Raw genomic sequence first — 18,149 nt, forward strand, 5'->3', positions numbered from 1 at the left:
TATTATCTAAAAAAATGAGACCTCTGTCTACGCATCCACTATTGAGCGTTTACGTAATATCAAAGCTAAGCTTAAGACTATTAACACCCTGCATTATATGCTCATAGTTAACTGAAAAAGAAGAATTTTTATAATCATCCTTTTCATCACTTAATATTGGATAAGTAAACAGTCTATTAGTTATGTTCATATACGTTTACCTCCATCGCATAATCATGTAAATCCGCAAGCGTTACCATCAATTTCACTTTTCCAGACGATGTCATACTTGTAGTTTCTATGAAATCTCCATTTAATTTTGCAGTTTCACATCCTAGCGTAGGCTTAACCGCTACGATACGGAGTCTATTTGACTTTCCATTTTCTCCTACAGTAACTAGTTCAATTCTTCCGCTTTTTACATTATGTGGTATTTCAAAACTGAGCAAATACATTCCTATATTCTTTTTTATAATCCTCACATTTTTTAGTGGACAACTACTCTCTCCACCTAATTTTCTTTGCGCAACTATATCTTTTCCGTCTGGATTTGGAATTCCTCTATGTGTATCTAGCTTTTTTCGTCTCCTTTTTCCTTTTAAAATACGCAGTCCCAATTCACCAGTTTTGCCCAGTGTTCCATTTGTATCTGAGGCTTGACTGCTACCTTCATTTCCTTCCTTTCCATAAAAAAATCCTTTTGACGGTGTTTTAACTGGACGTTCCAATATATCAATATTTCCTAGATGATCATTAAGATTTTCACGTTTATTATCTGGGTCTCCTATTTCGACTACTTCTTGCTCTCTCTGAAGAACACCACTTAACCCTTTTACATCCATTTCATCAGTACTGGCATGTTCAGCAAGCTTTGCCACGATATCTCTAATCCATTCTTTAATTTCCTCATAGTATTCTTTTGCCTGTTTTGGATTAGAATGTCTTCCCGGTTCCCAATTATCATGAGCAACCGTTTCCATAGCACGAAAATAGCTATTCAAATTCTTTCCTTTTAACTCAAGAATTCCTGTAAAAGGAATTAATCTAGATATATTTCCAAGCCGAAATAATTTCATTCCAGCTTTTCTAACAATCAAGATCTTCCTGTCCAATTTTTCATTTGGATCAACTAGCAATCTTAATTCCAATGTTCCCATGCCATGAAACTCTTTCGAATAGGTATGAACTCCCTCTGTTCGTGTCAATGCCAGATAATTACCATAGGTTCCTTTTGTCGCACCTAAACATTCTTTATGAACACGTTCCATAAAACTTGGTAATGTTTTTTTATTAATTTCATTTTCTTGCACCCTCACTCGAAGCTGTCCATTATAAAATGACATAAGAAAATTTTCCAATAAAGCTACAATAATTTCTTTTTCCCATTCCTTTATTGACTTAAACCCATAAATAAAAACATCCGTTCCTATTTCAGTCCTTCTATGTATCTCATCAAGTTCGGGTATTACCTCTACTGGATTATTGCCTTCTGCTTCTCCATAATAGCCAATACCGCTAGTTGTCAATATTTCATCTCGATATGATACTAATCTTGAAATACCCTGTGCCGCACGCTCATGTTTTTGATTATATGTTCTATAAAATACCAATCTATAGTGCGAATTACTAAATGGTGCACTTTTTCCAATGCCAAATGCACCAGCTTTATCATCACCTTTATTAGCACCACCATCAATTTTTATCAATGCATTCCATCCTTCAAAGCTGAATTTAAAAGGATCTGTTGGCTGCGGATAAGGATCTGCGAGACCTGTTGTATTATAATCACTAATTCTAAGCACATAATTTTTTTTCTTTTGTTATTTCACTAACTGCAGCTTTCAAAAATTCTTTTGCTTTTTCACTATTAGATTTTTTCCAAAAAGCTTCGCACTTTTTTAAAACATCTCGATATTCCTCAATCCCCGGAATTTGACTCGTAGGTATATAATATCTTTCAAACTCAACCATAACATTGGAATCATTATCATTCACTGCAGCATCTAAAGAATTTTGGCAATTTTCTCTTGCTAAGGAAGAAAGCTGTGTTCCATTAAAGTTTTCAATCCCCGCATCAGCAACCCCTTTTATTTGACCATCCTGATTACCAGGAAACTTCCATCTAACCATATTAGAGTTCACCCCTTTTGTAATTCATATAAAGATTTTTATTTCTTCTCAGCCTTTAAGATCCCACTGATCAAATGTATTTCAGTCAATCCTCTATTAACCCTTTTTGACTTGCTACCATACAGATCTGATCTCATTGATTTTATCAGCTTTGTAAACGCTTTTGTATATTGAGTTTCATAATCAACAATACTATTCCCCTTTAAATATTTGACCATTAAGTCTAAAAATTCATAGAGAGATAATAGCACTTCAGGACTTGCAATAATCGTCAAATTATTAAAAGCATGGTTATATCTTATAACTGCCTCATCAGAATCCGAATTATTCATGTTCTCGCTCAGCGCATGAACAAATTCCAAATAATATTGCTCTTTTAATTTTCTTTCTTCAAATTTCAACTTACTGCGCTTATTTAAGAAATCAGTAATGATAGCCGTGATAATCGCAGTAAATGTCGCTATAAGTGCAACGATTATTGTCGTATTCATATTCCCTCACTGCTCCCTCTCTGAACTTGGCACCACCAAATTGAAGTTCTCTACCAAATTGTTAACCTCTGCCTCATCAAATGTATATCCCAATCCACTCCAATCTCTCGGGGACTCTACCATCTCCCCATTTTCATTTTCTGTATAGATTGGATAATAATCTCGGTAATAGCGATCATATGAGCACAAACCATATGGCGAATTCCAAACAATCGCACACCATGCCCCACTACACGGAAGACCTACTGCATCTCCCAATGCTTGATCCACGATATCCTTTGCATTGCTATATGCTATATTGCAATAGAGATTGCCATCTGCATCATAGCATTGATAAATCGTTTTCCCTTCATCTGGCACGAGATAATACATTTCTTTTATTCCCTGTCCATAATCATATGACACATACAAATAATCAGATCTGCTAACAATTGCGTTTTTCTGATCTTGTTCCACTTCTTGCTGTTGCTGCTTCTGTACAATCAGCTGAGGTATCTGCTGCTGTCCCCATGTTCGATTAACTATATCAGACGGCAGCCAACAATAGCTTTTAATATATGCACCACCGATTACATACGCTTCTGTACTTTCTGCATTCCACCACTGCATGTAAGAATCTGCATCATACTCCAACAACTTATTTGTGATCTCTACAAATAAGTTACTGCTAGAAAGATATTGACACCCAGTTGTCTCACCATTCAATAGATCAACCTCATTGACATTATGAATACCAAGACGTTCATAGTTTCCCTTAATGTCCACATCATCTCCAATTGAAGAGCCACTCACACTATATCCATCCTGTTTCGCCAATGACATCCCATCATATTGAAAAAGCTCTGTTAAAATTGTAGTTCCATCTGCGACATACCCAACATAACTCCATATATCAAATCCAATCGTTCTCTGATTCTGATCATTTAAAAATGAATAGCATCGCACGATTCCCTCTTCAGGTAAAACTGCAGATCCATCTACAACAATCTCTGACTGCAATGAAACAATTCCATTCTCAGCTTCATACATTTGCAGTTTAAGGCCACTTTCTTCGCCTTCCTGACTGGCAATCAAAAGTTCCATTTGATTATCTTGATCAAAATCCTCTATCTGATAGCCCAAAACAGACTGTGGAAAATTGGATTGCGACTTTGTTATTCCTTGTTCATCATGGACAAGCCATATATCATATGGGCCTTCCTGTGGATATTGTAAACTCCAAGCAAACTCATACAATTGATTCATATTTTTTAAATAGTCAGATGTACTGCTCGTTTGCTCTGCCCATACCGAAGAACTACTTCCCAGTAAAAGTCCTACTGCCATAACCCATATTCTTTTCATAGGAACACCTTCCCTTTCACCGCTCTACGCACTAAAAAACAACTCCCTACTTCTAATATCAGTATATCATAACTACAAACAAAGTCAAATCATTTTACGACCTCGGCCCCTTATTTCTTCCTCCCCACCACATTTAACCATTTCTCTCCTCCTCTTCCTTCTCTGACATCTCCTGTCACAAAGCACTCTACCGTCTCTAACCTACTTCCCTTCATCTCTTCCTCTGCCTCTTCCAGTACCTTCTTCCATCCATCTTCCCTCAGATCTGTAAAATACCGGCCTCCTGCCTCTCTTTCTTCTTCTCCATACTTAAAAGAAGCATACAGCACACCACCATCTACTAGCGCAGTTATCAATCTCGCAATTACTTTCGGCAATAGTTCATGCGGCACATGTAAAAGCGATGCACATGCCCAAATCCCATCATACACTTCTTTTTCTTCTATCTTCTCAAACCGTCTGCACTGTACTTCCTGCCCCAAATACTTACTTGCCAGTCTGCATATCTTTTCAGATCCATCTATTGCGACAACTCGATAACCACTTTCCATAAAAGCCTTGCTGTCGCGTCCGCTACCGCAGCCTGCATCTAAAATCAGAGCTCCTGGCTTCAAATACCGCAGGAAACGTCCTCTCATTTCACTCATATCTGCATTTCGTGTTCCTTCACAAAATGCAGAGGCATTCTCATCGTAATAAGAAAGTGTCCTTTTCTCTTTCTCTCTGCTTTCTATTTCCAATTTCAACTTTCTCCCTTCTCATGCCTTGTCGCGATATCGCTTCCAGTAGTACTCTAACACGCGGTACTGCACAATATCTCTTATTTCATCTGCAAATCTTGTGCCGCCTTCCTGCAGCACAGCCTGCATCTCGTCCTTTAGCGCAATTAGATAACCTTCCTTATCTACAAAGAAGCCTTTTCCTGATTGCTTTAGGAAATTGACCGGATTTTTTGTGATATTCTGTAAATGATCCTTATCTGTCATATTTTCAAAATCAGCCTTAGTTTTACACTTATTTACATCCTTCCAGTTTGTGCCTGTCTGATAAAACTTCTTCCATGACCGCAACACGTCACTTTCCGTCACAGCCATTTTCAAACCATTCACACTACCACCATCTGCTTCGCAAAAAGCACTCAGCACTGGCATCTTGTAGGACTTCTGCATATTTGTCTGCTCTATTAACTCCAGAAAATCTCCAGCGTCTGTTCCAATCCATGCACACTTTTCTTTCTCTAAATCACCTAGCGCACTTCTAAACATAACATAATGGCGAAATGGATTTTCCTTTGCCTCTTTCAGACAATACTGATAGACAGCTTCATCCATATGTGTAAATAATTCTACTCTCGTTGGCACATGCTGCAGCAGCTCCTTCACACGATGATATTCGTGAACAACTGCATCATGACCTTTTTGCTTTCCTTCCTCCATCTTTCTAAACAAATCAATCAGCTTCAGATCAAAATCCACAATGCAATCCTGAGGATATGGAAGTGTCAATGCCACATCAGCTGTTGACGCATAAAAATTAGCTGTTTCTCCACTTAATAAATATGGCGCCAGATTTGCCTGTCTATAATTTCCTGCAAAATCAAGTACAGTCAGATACTCTTTTCCCGGCGCTTTTCTTAAGCCACGCCCTAATTGTTGTAAAAAGATGATTGGTGACTCTGTAGGACGCAAAAACATTACAAGATCGACTACCGGAATATCAACACCTTCGTTAAACATGTCTACACAAAACAGAGCTTGAATCTCTCCGCTTTCCAGCTTCTTGACAGCTTCTATTCTGTCAAGCCAATATGCTTTTTCATCACCCTCATTTTCTGTATTATCTTCCCGGCTATACACTGCCCCCGCAGCAACACCGCTTTCTGAGAAAAATCTTGCCATATGCGATGCATGCTGTCTTGAACAGCAAAAACCTAATGCATGTTTGGGATGATATTTACGAAAGTACCCCAAAATCAGCTGATCTCTTTTCGTATTTTCCAGATAAGCGGCTGTTAACTCACTTTCTTCATAATGGCCTCTTACAAAATGTAATGTACTATAATCAACTGTGTCATCCATGATTCCATAATAATGAAATGGAACTAGCACACCTCTGTTCACTGCTTCTTTAAGCGTTATTTCATAAGGTACTTCAAAATCATACAGCTCATACACGCTTCTGCCGTCCATCCGCTCTGGTGTTGCTGTCAATCCAAGCAAATATGCTGGGTGAAAGAAATCTAAAATCTTTTGATACTGATCTGCCGTGCTGTGGTGACATTCATCCATTACGATATATTCAAATGAATCCGATGAAAATTTTCTCTTTAATACTTCTTCTTTTCCAAGTGAAGCAACTGATGCAAACAATAAATCAGCATCCGCATTCTTTTTATCTCCTGTAAAAAAGCCATATGAATCATCTGGCCTTACATTATGAAATGCCTCTGCTGCCTGTCGTAAAATTTCCTCTCGATGCGCAACAAATAAAACACGCTTATATGGCAGTGAATCAAAAGCAGCAAGGTATGTTTTTCCAATACCTGTCGCTGCATGAACAATTCCTTTTTCAGCGCCTTCCTTTCTGCTTTTCTCCAATTCGTACAGTGCTTCTATCTGCACACCTCTAGGCTGATACTCCTGTTTTAATCCACTCTGTTTTTCTTCTTCACTCTGCTTTTCATATCTGGCAAGATCTTTAGCCACAGCAGGACGCACCCAGCTTTTTGCATATTTTTTTAGCACAGTGTCCGTAATCTCAACAGATTTATTATAAAACAGATCCTCGAAGCTTGCATAAAACTGATCAAATGCCTGTTTATCAACTACGCTGCTCAGACAATAGTTCCACTCTATGCCGCTTGTTAACGCACTTCTTGAAATATTTGATGAACCAATAAACACGCGGCTTTCTTTATCTGCGTGGAAGAAATATGCCTTTGGGTGAAAAGAACGATGGCTGTCTGCATAAAAGCGAAGATCTATCTGATCACCAAGCTCGCTTCTTAGCAAATATAAGGCTGAGGGCTGCGTGATTCCAAGATAATTTCCTGTCAGAATGCGGATTGGAACGCCTCTTTTTTGTGCCTGCTTTAATTGGGGAAGAAGCATTTTTACACCTGATTCCATCAAAAAAGATACTATCAAGTCTATTCGTTTTGCATGTGCCATGCTAATTTCCAGCTGCCAGAACAAATATTTTTCTTTTTTCTCGCCTGTGACTGCGGCAAGCGAAGCGATATCTTCCATTACTTCTAACTCTTTCACATCTGTATTCATCTTTTTATCTGCCTTTCCCCGAATTTTCGTCTTTTTTTACCAACAATTTTATCATGTTTATAGTGGATCTTCAAGTTTTTCCGCCTTGCTTTTTTCTCCCCCAAATGCTACACTATTCATTACTACCCCAAACTAATGAGAAAGGATTCTCCTATGACCCTTATTACCACCCTTGAGGGCTTTGTACTAAGCATTCCTGCTTTTTTCTCAAATGCCCTTCAAGCTTTTACTACTTTTATACAAAAAACGACTGGTATCTCGCCGGCCGATCTGCACCATATCTTACGCTGGACTGGTATATTCCTGCTTGCGTTTTTTCTTTTTTTGATTTTAAAGCGTCTTTATCATCTATGGCTTCCTGGTCATTTTGCCCGCCGTTATGGTATTAGCCGTCTGCCGAAGCATACTATTATTAAGCGTCGTTTTCGTCTGCCGCTTACGCGAAATTCTTATGTTCTTCGCTTTCCGTCCTGGCGCTATGCCAATCAAGATAAGACACGTGATCAGAGGCGTAAGGGCAATAAAATCAATTGGAAAAACAGCTGTCTTATGATTGACTCTTATAAGATTTTCATGAAAAACCCTATGCAGATGGTTCGTCTTGTGCGTCATTTGCGTGAGGAGGGCTATGAGATTTTGCCTTGTGCTATTGAGATTGAAAAGAAAAGGCTGCTGCGTAAGAGTGATGACACTTACAGAAGCGGCTCTTCCCACGAGCTTCACAAACGCTTTCAGGAGGATCCGTTTGCGTTTGAAGAATATTGTGCCGCTCTTTTTCGCGCAATGGGCAAACGAGCGCATACAACGCCTCGCACTAATGACGGCGGCTATGATGTTATCGTAAGCGATGATAATGGTCTAAACGGCATTGTTGAATGCAAGTGCTATGCGCCTGACTCTAAGGTTGGACGTCCGCTTCTTCAAAAGCTTGTCGGTGCCTGCATGGCTTATCCGATTCGCCTTGACTATCTTATTTTTGTAACGACTAGTGATTTTTCTGAGGAGGCACGGACATTTGCTCAGGATTTTCAAAAGCGTGAAAAGATAAGCTTTTCACTTATCAATGGTCAGACCTTATCTGATCTTTCTGAGAAATATTTATCTGAGTCTTCTTCTAGGAAAAAGATGAAGCGCCCTATTGATGACTGGAAGCAGTGGCAATTGACTACGGCTGACCTAAAAGAATATGTTCCGCCTGATCTTTATGATCGCTTGTAAAGAAACAGCCCGGCTTTTTGATTTAGCCGGACTGTTTTTTATTTGTTTGCTCCTGATTGCTGTCTTATTTTTGCATATTCTAGCAGCGGCATCTGTTCTTCTAGTGTACCTTCTACGATAAGATCAAGGTAACGATAATTTTTTACGCCGTCGTCTCGGCCGCATGTAATGATATAGCATTTATCGCTTCCTATACTAAAGTTGTCTACGTAGTTTCTTGTTGCTTCGTCTCTTGATACGGCAAATACGTTTGTTACACGGTATGTATAGCGTCCTGATTCTGCCGTTAGATAAAAGGCATCGCCAACTTCTACATCCTTTAGGCGGTTAAATGACAGATCTTGTGCCGTATGGTTATGACCATAGATGCACATATGAGTCTCGCCTAGTGTATAATCTGGTCGTGCTGCTGTTACCATCCAGATATCCAGGTCGTAGTTTATCTCTTCCCATGTTCCTGTGTAGACACCTCTTCTTATGCCTGCCGTCGGAACCTCAAGCACACACTGGATCGTGCCTTTTGCGTAGTCTGGCGTATAGACAATGCCGTCTCTCATATAATAATTGGCATCCTCATAGTCAAGGTCTGAAAAATCGTATGTTGGTGCTGATTCATCCTCTCCGGCACTTTCATTGCTCTCTTCTATATCATCCCAGCCTTTTGCATTTTCCTGCTGCTTACGTCTTGCCATGCGTTCTGCCTTTTCCTTTGCTTCTTCCTGAACCTTTTTTTCGTATGCTTCTGGATCTGTAAGCTTTAAAATCAGATCATCTATATACGTATCGGCAAGATCGCGTTCCTCTGCCTGGCGCTCGTAGGCATCACGATTTTTAAAGAACATCAGATACACACCTGATGCAATCAAACCAATTGATGCTGTAAATAAAAGTGCAAACAGAAATTTCATGCCTGCCGTCATTGTTTTCTTTCTTTTTTTCTTCACAAAGACTGCTCCTTTCCCTGATTTTCTTTTTTTCAGCTTATCATCTTTTTTTGTTCTACACAACCCTTTTTCCTGATTCTTATGCTGCCGTCAAAAATCGTAAGAAATTCGTCAGATTAAAAAAGAGACAGACATATTTCATGCCTGCCTCTTTTATATTACTATTCAGAACCCCATTCGCAAAATCGCATCTTCGATGCTTCTATTTTGCTCATGTGGTTACCTCGCCATATAAAATTGCTATTCTGTCTGAATGCAAGCATTCACAGAAAGCAATTTTGCATGGCTCTGAATAGTTACAAATAGTTGTTACTTATTAGAAAGATACTCGTGAATACCCTTTGCACCAGCTTTTCCAGCTTCCATTGCAAGGATTACGGTAGCTGCACCTGTTACGGCATCTCCACCTGCGAATACACCATTCTTGGAAGTCTGGCCGTTTGTTTCTTCTGCTACGATACACTTCCACTTATTTATCTCAAGTCCCTCAGTTGTAGAGGAGATCAGTGGGTTCGGTGAAGTACCAAGTGCCATGATAACGGTATCTACGTCAAGTGTGAACTCTGAATCCGGTATTACAACAGGGCGGCGTCTTCCAGATGCATCTGGCTCACCTAATTCCATACGAACACACTTCATGCCCTTTACCCAACCCTTCTCGTCCTCAAGGATCTCAGTCGGGTTTGTCAGAAGATGGAAAATGATTCCCTCTTCTTTTGCATGATGTACTTCCTCTACTCTTGCAGGAAGCTCTGCCTCACTACGGCGATATACGATATATGTGGTTGCACCAAGACGAAGTGCTGTTCTTGCTGCGTCCATTGCAACGTTTCCACCGCCGACAACTGCTACCTTTGTTCCTCTAAAGATCGGGGTATCATAGTCATCACGGAATGCCTTCATTAAGTTGTTTCTTGTTAAGAACTCATTTGCAGAGAATACACCAACTGCGTTCTCACCTGGAATACCCATAAACTTTGGAAGACCTGCTCCAGAACCGATAAATACAGCCTCAAAGCCTTCCTCTTCCATCAGCTGGTCAATGGTAACAGACTTTCCGATAACAACATTACACTCGATCTTAACGCCAAGCTTGCGGACATTATCGATCTCTTTCTGTACAACCTCATCCTTCGGAAGACGAAACTCCGGAATACCATATGTTAATACACCGCCTGGCTCGTGAAGTGCCTCGAAGATAGTAACTTCGTAGCCAAGCTTTGCTAAATCACCTGCGCATGTAAGACCTGCCGGGCCGGAACCGATGATGGCAACCTTCTTGCCGTTTGTGGTCTCTGGCTTCTTCGGAACATAGCCATGCTCTCTGGAGTAATCAGCAACGAAACGCTCCAGCTTTCCGATGGAAATAGGATCACCCTTGATACCACGAATACACTTGCCTTCGCACTGTGTCTCCTGCGGACATACACGTCCACAGATTGCCGGAAGTGCAGATGATTCTGCAATGATATCAGCAGCTTCTGTGATCTTTCCTTCCTTTACCGCTTTTACAAATGCCGGAATATTGATAGATACTGGACATCCCTGAATACACTTTGCATTCTTACAATTAATGCAGCGTGATGCCTCTTCCATTGCCTCTTCCATGTTATATCCAAGACAGACTTCGTCAAAATTAGTAGCTCTTACCTTTGGATCCTGCTCTCTGACTGGAACTCTGTTTAAAACGCTCATATTCAACCTCATTTCTGCGTATTTTGCGTATTTTTACTTTTCTATATCTTGTTTTATCAGCCTTCGCAGTGTCCGCAGCCGCCGTGATGGGTCTCGCCCTCAAGCTCCTTTAACATTGCTCTGCCTTCTGCTGTCTTATAGGTCTGCTGACGCATCATTGCCTCGTCCCAGTTTACCAGATGACCATCAAACTCTGGTCCATCTACGCAGGCAAACTTGATTTCTCCGCCTACAGATACACGACATCCGCCGCACATACCTGTTCCGTCTACCATGATCGGGTTTAAGCTGACGATTGTTGGAATACCAAGCTCCTTTGTCAGCTTGCATACGAATTTCATCATGATCATCGGTCCGATTGCAACACATACATCATACTGCTTACCCTGATCGTGCAGTTCCTGGATTACCTGAGTAACCATTCCCTTACGCTCATAGCTGCCGTCATCTGTTGTGATATAAACGTTTCCAACAGCTTTCATCTCTTCTTCAAGAAGGATTAAGGACTGTGTCTTTGCACCGACAATTACATCTGCCTGAATGCCATGCTCATGCAGCCACTTTACCTGTGGGTAAACAGGTGCTGCACCAACACCACCGGCAACGAATAAGAACTTCTTGTTCTTTAAAGCTTCTGGATCTTCCTTTGTGAACTCAGATGCCACACCAAGCGGTCCTACAAAATCTGTAAAGCTGTCTCCTGCGACAAGCTTTGACATTTTCTCGGTTGATGCACCTACGATCTGGAACACGATGGTGATAGTTCCATTTTCTCTGTCATAATCGCAGATTGTAAGCGGAATACGCTCACCTTCCTTGTCTACCTTTGCAATAATGAACTGTCCCGGAAGGCAGTTTGCTGCCACTCTCGGTGCCACAACATCCATCAGATAGATCTTATCTGCCAGCTTTTTTGCCTTTGTGATCTGATACATAATAACCTCCATTTGTTGATATATTCACTGCACTAAAGTGTATTCTACTATAATCAGAGCAAAACTTCAATACCATTACTTGGAAATCGTCAAAAAAATCACAAAGAGGGATGCATCAATACTCTCTTCCCAGATCTTTTATCCACGTGATTGACAGACCCATCCAGGACTGTACTTTTGGAAGCTCGCCGTCTTTGTCACATTTTGTTTCTTCGTTTGCGAGGGAGAGGCCATGCCAGCCGTGCGCATACATATGAAATTCTACTGGTACTTTTGCTTTTCTAAGGGCTGCTGTGTAGAGGAAGGAGTTTTCTACTGGTACTGCCTGGTCTTCGTTTGTGTGCCAGATGAAGGTTGGCGGATTTTGTGTGCCTGCCTGTTTTTCCAGTGAGGTGAGCTTAAGATATTTTTCCTGATCAAGTCCTCTGCACAGCTCGTTGAAGGAGCCTCTGTGGGCGAACTCGCCTGATGTGATGACTGGATAGCAAAGGATATTTCCATTTGGGCGAATGTCTTCTGCCAAAAGACCTAGTGGTTCGTAGACAAAGCTTTGATTCCAGAAGCATCCTAAGCTGGCTGCCAGGTGGCCTCCTGCTGAGAAGCCTGCGACTAAAATCTTTTCTGGATCTATATTCCACTCTGTGGCATGACTTCTTACTATGCTTACTGATTTTGCTAACTCTAACAGTGCACATGGGAATACTGCCGGTGCACAATTATAATATAAAACAAATGCCTGCATTCCGGCTGCTAAGTACTGCATTGCTATGGACTCTGACTCTCTTGATGAGGTATAACGATAACCGCCGCCTGGACAGATAACAACTGCCGGACGCGGTACTGGCATGTTCTGAGGCTGCTGCAAATAACATACAAGCTGTGCTGCTGATTCTGGCTTTTCTGCGCCTGCCTTTTCATATGGGATCTCTAAATTCAGCTTTATCAGTTCCATCTTATTTTGTCTCCTTATTCTCTTCGTCAATATCAATGCGTCGTCCTGCCGGAACTAGAAAACGACTCTCAAAAATACCTGCTGCATTTGCGCGCAGCTTATATGGCTCTTGTCTTTGCACATGAATTATAAACTCTGCATGTGGATCTAATGCTGTCAATGTCAGCTTTAATGCTGCATCCTCCTGTGAGGAATTGCAGTAATCAGCGTGAATTAGTCCATCTGACTGCTTTTTTACCGCGTAGTAACGTCCTTTTTCAAGGATATCTCCCGGTTCGCCCTGCATCATATTCAGGACAATTGATTTTTCCTTCATAAATCGATTCCATCTCTTTCCACTATATTTAACTATTAACCCCTGGAAATTTTGGTAATGCAAAAGAGGGATCACCTGACGGCAACCCCTCTTACTTACCATACACGTAAACATCATTGTCATCGACAACTATCAGTGACAATTAGTTGTACTTACGCTTTCTAGCCGCTTCAGACTTCTTCTTACGTCTTACGCTTGGCTTCTCATAATGCTCTCTCTTACGGATTTCCTGCTGGATACCTGCCTTAGCGCAGTTTCTCTTGAATCTGCGTAATGCACTGTCCAGGCTCTCGTTCTCTTTAACGATTACATTAGACATAGACTCTCACTCAACCTCCCTCCAGTTGTGTATTGTGCAAATACAACTGTTTGGGTATTTTTAGCACATGTTTTATTATAACAGATTTTTTTCTTTTGTCAATCAGATTTTTTCTTTTTTTATCAAACTTTTAATGCCATATCGCCTTCTCTGATCCAGCCTTTTTTGCGCATGAACTCGGATACGCCAAGTGTCAGAAGCGCCGGAAGGATGAAGTGCATAATGGCAATCTGAAGAAGTGCCATCCATGTTGACATGCCTGCCTCGGTCATTGCACCGAATGCTGCAATCTGTCCGACAAAACCGGCTGATCCCATGCCTGAACCAACTGGTGTACTTACCATATGAAGTACAGCAGATGCAACTGGTCCTAAAATGGCACTTGATACAATAGCCGGAATCCATATGATTGGACGGCGCACGATATTTGGAATCTGAAGCATAGAAGTTCCAACGCCCTGTGCAATCAGACCTCCTACCTTGTTCTCGCGGTAGCTGGCAACTGCAAATCCAACCATCTGACAGCAGCATCCGATAGTTGCGGCACCTGCTGCAAGTCCGGTAAGACCCATGGAAATTCCAATTGCAGCGGAGCTAATCGGAAGTGTTAAAATCATACCCATTAAGACAGAAACGATGATTCCACCAAATATTGGAGACTGCTCTACGTTTACATTAACAAGTCCGCCAAGCCACTTCATAAAGTCAGTGATGTACGGTCCTACAAATAAACCAATCGCAGCACCTGCGCAGATAGAAATAAGCGGTGTTACAAGAATATCAACCTTTGTCTTTCCTGCAACAAGATGACCAACCTCAATTGCTACGTAAGCAGCTACGAATGCGCCAAGCGGCTCGCCAGGTGCGCCAAGTGTGATTGCCTCTGGTGCAGCCGGGAATGCGCCGATCATACCAGCAACAGCAGCTGATACAGTTACAAGCGGTCCCTCTTTGAATTTACAGGCTACGCCAACACCGATGCCGGCACCTGTAAGTGTCTTTGCCACATTGCTGATAGCCTTTAAATAGCTGCCAACCGGTCCGCCAATCAGTGTTCCGATCTGTGCAATGATAGTTCCGATAATCAGAGTGGAAAATAAGCCCAGTGCCATTCCGCTCAGTCCGTCAATAAAAATGCGGTTTAATATTTTCTTTGTTTTTTCCATGCAAACAACCTTGCCTTTCCCCTCCCGTTTTCCACGGGTGTATTTTATCTGACTGACGAAACAGTGAAGTGTAAAGACATGTCTTGTCCACTGTCTTGTCAGTTGACTTGTCAAACAGGTGCAAGTGTATCACATTCTGACAAAGAAATCAAGTGTCTTTTTTAAATTGTTTCCTGTAAATAGCCTAGAAGCCGCAGTTTTTGCTCGATACGGTCAATAATTTCCTCACGGTCTGCTTCTACAGTATGATAATGCTTTCCGTTTGTGAGGATGCTTAACGGGCGTGCCGTGCTTTTTGAGATTTTGTCAAGAAAATCCTGAACGTCACATCTGTTTTCAAGAATCAAATCTACTGTTATCTGTCCGTAGATCTCATGCTCGACTACAACGTCCCTTAAGCGGCCGCCATTGTCTACAATGGCAAATAGTTCTTCTGCCATCTGCTCATCCGTATGGCATACAAAAAAGGTACGGCGAACTACTTTTTTCTCGTCTGCCCTGTCGTATAGATATCCCTTATTCGTCGAGAGAATATTTCGGTTTGATGCTCGAAGCAGTGCAATGTCCTGCACGATCACCTGACGGCTTACCTTCATCTGTTTGGCAAGCTCTGTTCCTGAAATCGGCTTTTTTGTCTGCGTCAAAAGCTGAATAATATATTCTCTTCTCTCTTCTCCTTCTGTCATAATCTCTCCTTTATAAAAGGGGACTGCCAAATAGCAGCCCCCTTATTTTTTTACAGCATTATTTGTTTAACTGATCCTTAAGAACCTCTGCTGCTTTTTTAAGTGCAGCCTGGATTCCGTCTGGATTCTTTCCGCCGGCCTGAGCCATATTTGGACGGCCGCCGCCGCCACCGCCTACAAGTGCAGCAATTCCCTTGATAAGATTTCCTGCATGTGCGCCGGCCTTTATAGCCTCGTCTGTTGCAGTTGCCATAAGGTTTACCTTGCCGTCTGCTGCAGATGCGATTACTACGACACCGTTTCCAAGCTTCTCCTTGAACTGATCGCCTAAGTTGCGAAGCTCATTCATTCCAGTATCCTTAAGTGCTACAGCCAGAAGCTTAACACCATTAATCTCTACTACCTGATCCATTACGTTGCCGACAGCATCCTTTGCCATCTGGTTCTTTAACTTCTCATTCTCAGACTGAAGTGCCTTGATCTCGCCCTGCATAGTCTCGATACGCTCTGTCAGCTTGTCCGGAGTAGTCTTTGCTGCTGCGCTTGCCTCTGCAAGATCAGCTGAAAGCTTCTCGTAGTAGTGAATAAGACCCTCAGATGTAAGTGCCTCGATACGGCGAACACCTGCTGCAATACCAGACTCAGAAATGATCTTGAAGCAATTTATTGCTGCGGTATTTGATACATGTGTACCACCGCAAAGCTCTAATGAGAAGTCTCCCATGCAAACGACACGTACTGTAGAACCATACTTCTCACCAAACAGTGCCATTGCACCCATCTTCTTTGCCTCATCGATTGTTGTTTCCTTTGTAACAACTGGAAGTGCTGCTGCGATCTGATCATTTACGATCTCCTCTACCTTTGCAAGCTCTTCCTTTGTCATTGCCTGGAAATGAGTGAAGTCAAAACGCAGACGATCCTTTGATACATAGGAACCTGCCTGCTCAACATGGCTTCCAAGTACCATACGCAGTGCCTTCTGAAGAACATGTGTTGCGCTGTGGTTCTTGCTTGTCAGCTGACGGTTCTTCTCATCTACCTTTAATGTAACAGTCTCGCCCTGTGTAAGCATACCCTTTGTCATGGTTCCTACATGGCCGATCTTGCCGCCCTGAAGATGAATTGTATCCTTTACAGTGAAGCTTCCACTCTCTGTCTCGATAACACCGATATCACCCTGCTGACCACCCATGGTGCCATAGAATGGTGTCTCCTCGGTAATGATTGTTCCGTTCTGACCATCTGTAAGTGCCTCTACGATCTCATCCTCTGTTGTTAAAACAAGGATCTTTGAATCGCTTACAAGCTTGTCATATCCAACGAACTTACTTGTAACAGACGGATCGATGGACTGGTATACAGTTACATCTGCTCCCATGTAGTTTGTTGTCTTACGAGCCTTTCTTGCAGCCTGTCTCTGTGCTTCCATGTTCTCCTTGAAGCCTTCTTCATCTACATCAAAGCCCTTCTCCTCAAGGATCTCCTTTGTAAGATCAAGCGGGAAGCCGTAGGTATCATACAGCTTGAATGCATCAGCACCATCAAGTGTAGTCTTTCCTTCTTCCTTCATTGCTGCCTCAAGATCCTCTAAGATTGTCAGACCCTGATCAATTGTCCTGTTGAATTTATTTTCTTCCTCAGAGATTACCTTTAAGATCATCTCTTTCTTTTCTTCTAACTCCGGATAACCATCTTTAGATGTTGCGATTACGACCTTAGCTAACTCGCTTAAGAACAGGCCATCAATTCCAAGGATTCTTCCATGACGTGCAGCACGGCGAAGCAGACGGCGAAGAACGTAGCCTCTGCCCTCGTTAGACGGCATGATACCATCGGAGATCATAAATGTTACGGAACGGATGTGATCGGTGATGATACGAATGGAAACATCCTTCTTTTCATCCTCATGATAAACAGCATGTGCAACCTCACCAACATGGTCGGTCAGTGCGCGAAGTGTATCTACATCAAAAATAGAATCTACGTCCTGAACAGCAACTGCCAGTCTCTCAAGACCCATACCTGTATCAATGTTTTTCTGAATCAGATCTGTGTAATGACCATGTCCATCGTTATTAAACTGTGAGAATACGTTGTTCCATACTTCCATGTAACGGTCACAGTCACAGCCTACAGTACAGCCCGGCTTACCGCAGCCATACTTCTCGCCTCTGTCGTAGTAGATCTCAGAACATGGACCGCAAGGACCTGAACCGTGCTCCCAGAAGTTGTCTTCCTTTCCAAAACGGAAGATTCTCTCAGCCGGAATGCCCTGCTGCTTATTCCAGAGCTCAAATGCCTCATCATCATCCTCATATACGGACGGATACAGACGGTCTGGATCAAGACCAACAACCTGAGTTAAAAACTCCCAGCTCCATGCAATAGCTTCCTTCTTGAAGTAATCGCCAAATGAGAAGTTTCCAAGCATCTCAAAGAAAGTACCGTGACGTGCAGTCTTTCCAATGTTTTCGATATCACCTGTTCTGATACACTTCTGACAGGTGGTCACTCTGCGTCTCGGCGGGATTTCCTGTCCGGTAAAATATGGCTTTAACGGTGCCATACCGGAGTTAATAATTAAAAGGCTGTTGTCGTTGTGCGGCACCAGTGAAAAACTCTTCATCTTCAGATGTCCTTTGCTCTCCATAAAATCAAGGAACATCCGGCGTAATTCATTTACTCCATACTTT

General features: G+C 41.9%; 17 protein-coding genes. 1 reads left to right on the top strand and 16 read right to left on the bottom strand.

Annotated features, from left to right (window positions below; translation table 11 throughout):
* Window positions 1-49: 49 nt before the first annotated feature.
* The 7 genes from WJP93_RS10480 to WJP93_RS10510 all read right to left on the bottom strand — a co-directional run bounded on the left by WJP93_RS10480 (window position 50) and on the right by WJP93_RS10510 (window position 7,222).
* Entirely contained in the window at window positions 50-190 is a 141-nt protein-coding gene (locus WJP93_RS10480; protein ID WP_337548201.1) for a hypothetical protein, read from the bottom strand.
* Window positions 177-1,781, bottom strand: a complete 1,605-nt coding sequence (locus WJP93_RS10485) for a hypothetical protein (RefSeq protein ID WP_337548202.1) — start codon at window positions 1,779-1,781, stop codon at window positions 177-179. Before WJP93_RS10485 ends, WJP93_RS10480 begins: the two co-directional genes overlap by 14 nt.
* On the bottom strand, window positions 1,774-2,109 hold the full coding sequence (locus WJP93_RS10490; RefSeq protein ID WP_337548204.1) for a hypothetical protein: 336 nt from the start codon (window positions 2,107-2,109) through the stop codon (window positions 1,774-1,776). Before WJP93_RS10490 ends, WJP93_RS10485 begins: the two co-directional genes overlap by 8 nt.
* A gap of 38 nt (window positions 2,110-2,147) precedes the next feature.
* A complete protein-coding gene (locus WJP93_RS10495; RefSeq protein ID WP_337548206.1) occupies window positions 2,148-2,600 on the bottom strand; it encodes a hypothetical protein in 453 nt (150 codons plus the stop codon).
* 6 nt (window positions 2,601-2,606) lie between these two features.
* Window positions 2,607-3,944: a hypothetical protein gene (locus WJP93_RS10500; RefSeq protein WP_337548207.1), complete on the bottom strand. Its 1,338-nt coding sequence runs from the start codon at window positions 3,942-3,944 to the stop codon at window positions 2,607-2,609.
* 110 nt (window positions 3,945-4,054) lie between these two features.
* Window positions 4,055-4,690: a class I SAM-dependent methyltransferase gene (locus WJP93_RS10505; RefSeq protein WP_337548209.1), complete on the bottom strand. Its 636-nt coding sequence runs from the start codon at window positions 4,688-4,690 to the stop codon at window positions 4,055-4,057.
* A 12-nt stretch (window positions 4,691-4,702) separates the two neighbouring features.
* On the bottom strand, window positions 4,703-7,222 hold the full coding sequence (locus WJP93_RS10510; RefSeq protein ID WP_337548211.1) for a DEAD/DEAH box helicase family protein: 2,520 nt from the start codon (window positions 7,220-7,222) through the stop codon (window positions 4,703-4,705).
* A 153-nt stretch (window positions 7,223-7,375) separates the two neighbouring features.
* On the opposite strand from WJP93_RS10510, the gene WJP93_RS10515 reads away from it, so the two are divergent.
* The gene (locus WJP93_RS10515; protein WP_337548213.1) at window positions 7,376-8,440 is read left to right on the top strand and encodes a restriction endonuclease; all 1,065 of its coding nucleotides are present in this window, start codon (window positions 7,376-7,378) and stop codon (window positions 8,438-8,440) included.
* Between the two features lie 38 nt (window positions 8,441-8,478).
* Here WJP93_RS10515 and WJP93_RS10520 read toward each other — a convergent pair whose 3' ends face one another.
* From WJP93_RS10520 to alaS, 9 genes are all read right to left on the bottom strand, one after another.
* Entirely contained in the window at window positions 8,479-9,384 is a 906-nt protein-coding gene (locus WJP93_RS10520) for a sortase (RefSeq protein ID WP_337548215.1), read from the bottom strand.
* A gap of 309 nt (window positions 9,385-9,693) precedes the next feature.
* Window positions 9,694-11,079, bottom strand: a complete 1,386-nt coding sequence (gene gltA, locus WJP93_RS10525) for an NADPH-dependent glutamate synthase (RefSeq protein WP_082868731.1) — start codon at window positions 11,077-11,079, stop codon at window positions 9,694-9,696.
* 56 nt (window positions 11,080-11,135) lie between these two features.
* Window positions 11,136-12,014 (bottom strand): sulfide/dihydroorotate dehydrogenase-like FAD/NAD-binding protein, encoded by an 879-nt coding sequence (locus tag WJP93_RS10530; RefSeq protein WP_308731092.1) that lies wholly within the window; start codon window positions 12,012-12,014, stop codon window positions 11,136-11,138.
* Window positions 12,015-12,129: 115 nt separating this feature from the next.
* Window positions 12,130-12,966, bottom strand: coding sequence for an alpha/beta hydrolase (locus tag WJP93_RS10535; RefSeq protein WP_308731091.1), 837 nt, complete (start codon window positions 12,964-12,966; stop codon window positions 12,130-12,132).
* A gap of 1 nt (window position 12,967) precedes the next feature.
* Window positions 12,968-13,282 (bottom strand): hypothetical protein, encoded by a 315-nt coding sequence (locus tag WJP93_RS10540; protein ID WP_308731090.1) that lies wholly within the window; start codon window positions 13,280-13,282, stop codon window positions 12,968-12,970.
* A gap of 142 nt (window positions 13,283-13,424) precedes the next feature.
* Window positions 13,425-13,601: a 30S ribosomal protein S21 gene (gene rpsU, locus WJP93_RS10545; protein WP_005603101.1), complete on the bottom strand. Its 177-nt coding sequence runs from the start codon at window positions 13,599-13,601 to the stop codon at window positions 13,425-13,427.
* 122 nt (window positions 13,602-13,723) lie between these two features.
* Window positions 13,724-14,767 (bottom strand): PTS sugar transporter subunit IIC, encoded by a 1,044-nt coding sequence (locus tag WJP93_RS10550; RefSeq protein ID WP_066564075.1) that lies wholly within the window; start codon window positions 14,765-14,767, stop codon window positions 13,724-13,726.
* 161 nt (window positions 14,768-14,928) lie between these two features.
* Window positions 14,929-15,453: a transcription repressor NadR gene (locus WJP93_RS10555; RefSeq protein WP_262536204.1), complete on the bottom strand. Its 525-nt coding sequence runs from the start codon at window positions 15,451-15,453 to the stop codon at window positions 14,929-14,931.
* A gap of 58 nt (window positions 15,454-15,511) precedes the next feature.
* Complete coding sequence (alaS, locus tag WJP93_RS10560) at window positions 15,512-18,121, bottom strand: alanine--tRNA ligase (RefSeq protein WP_337548289.1); 2,610 nt, start codon at window positions 18,119-18,121, stop codon at window positions 15,512-15,514.
* Between the last annotated feature and the right edge of the window lie 28 nt (window positions 18,122-18,149).

The organism is Anthropogastromicrobium sp., from assembly GCF_037349415.1.
Lineage (GTDB): Bacteria > Bacillota > Clostridia > Lachnospirales > Lachnospiraceae > Anthropogastromicrobium > Anthropogastromicrobium aceti.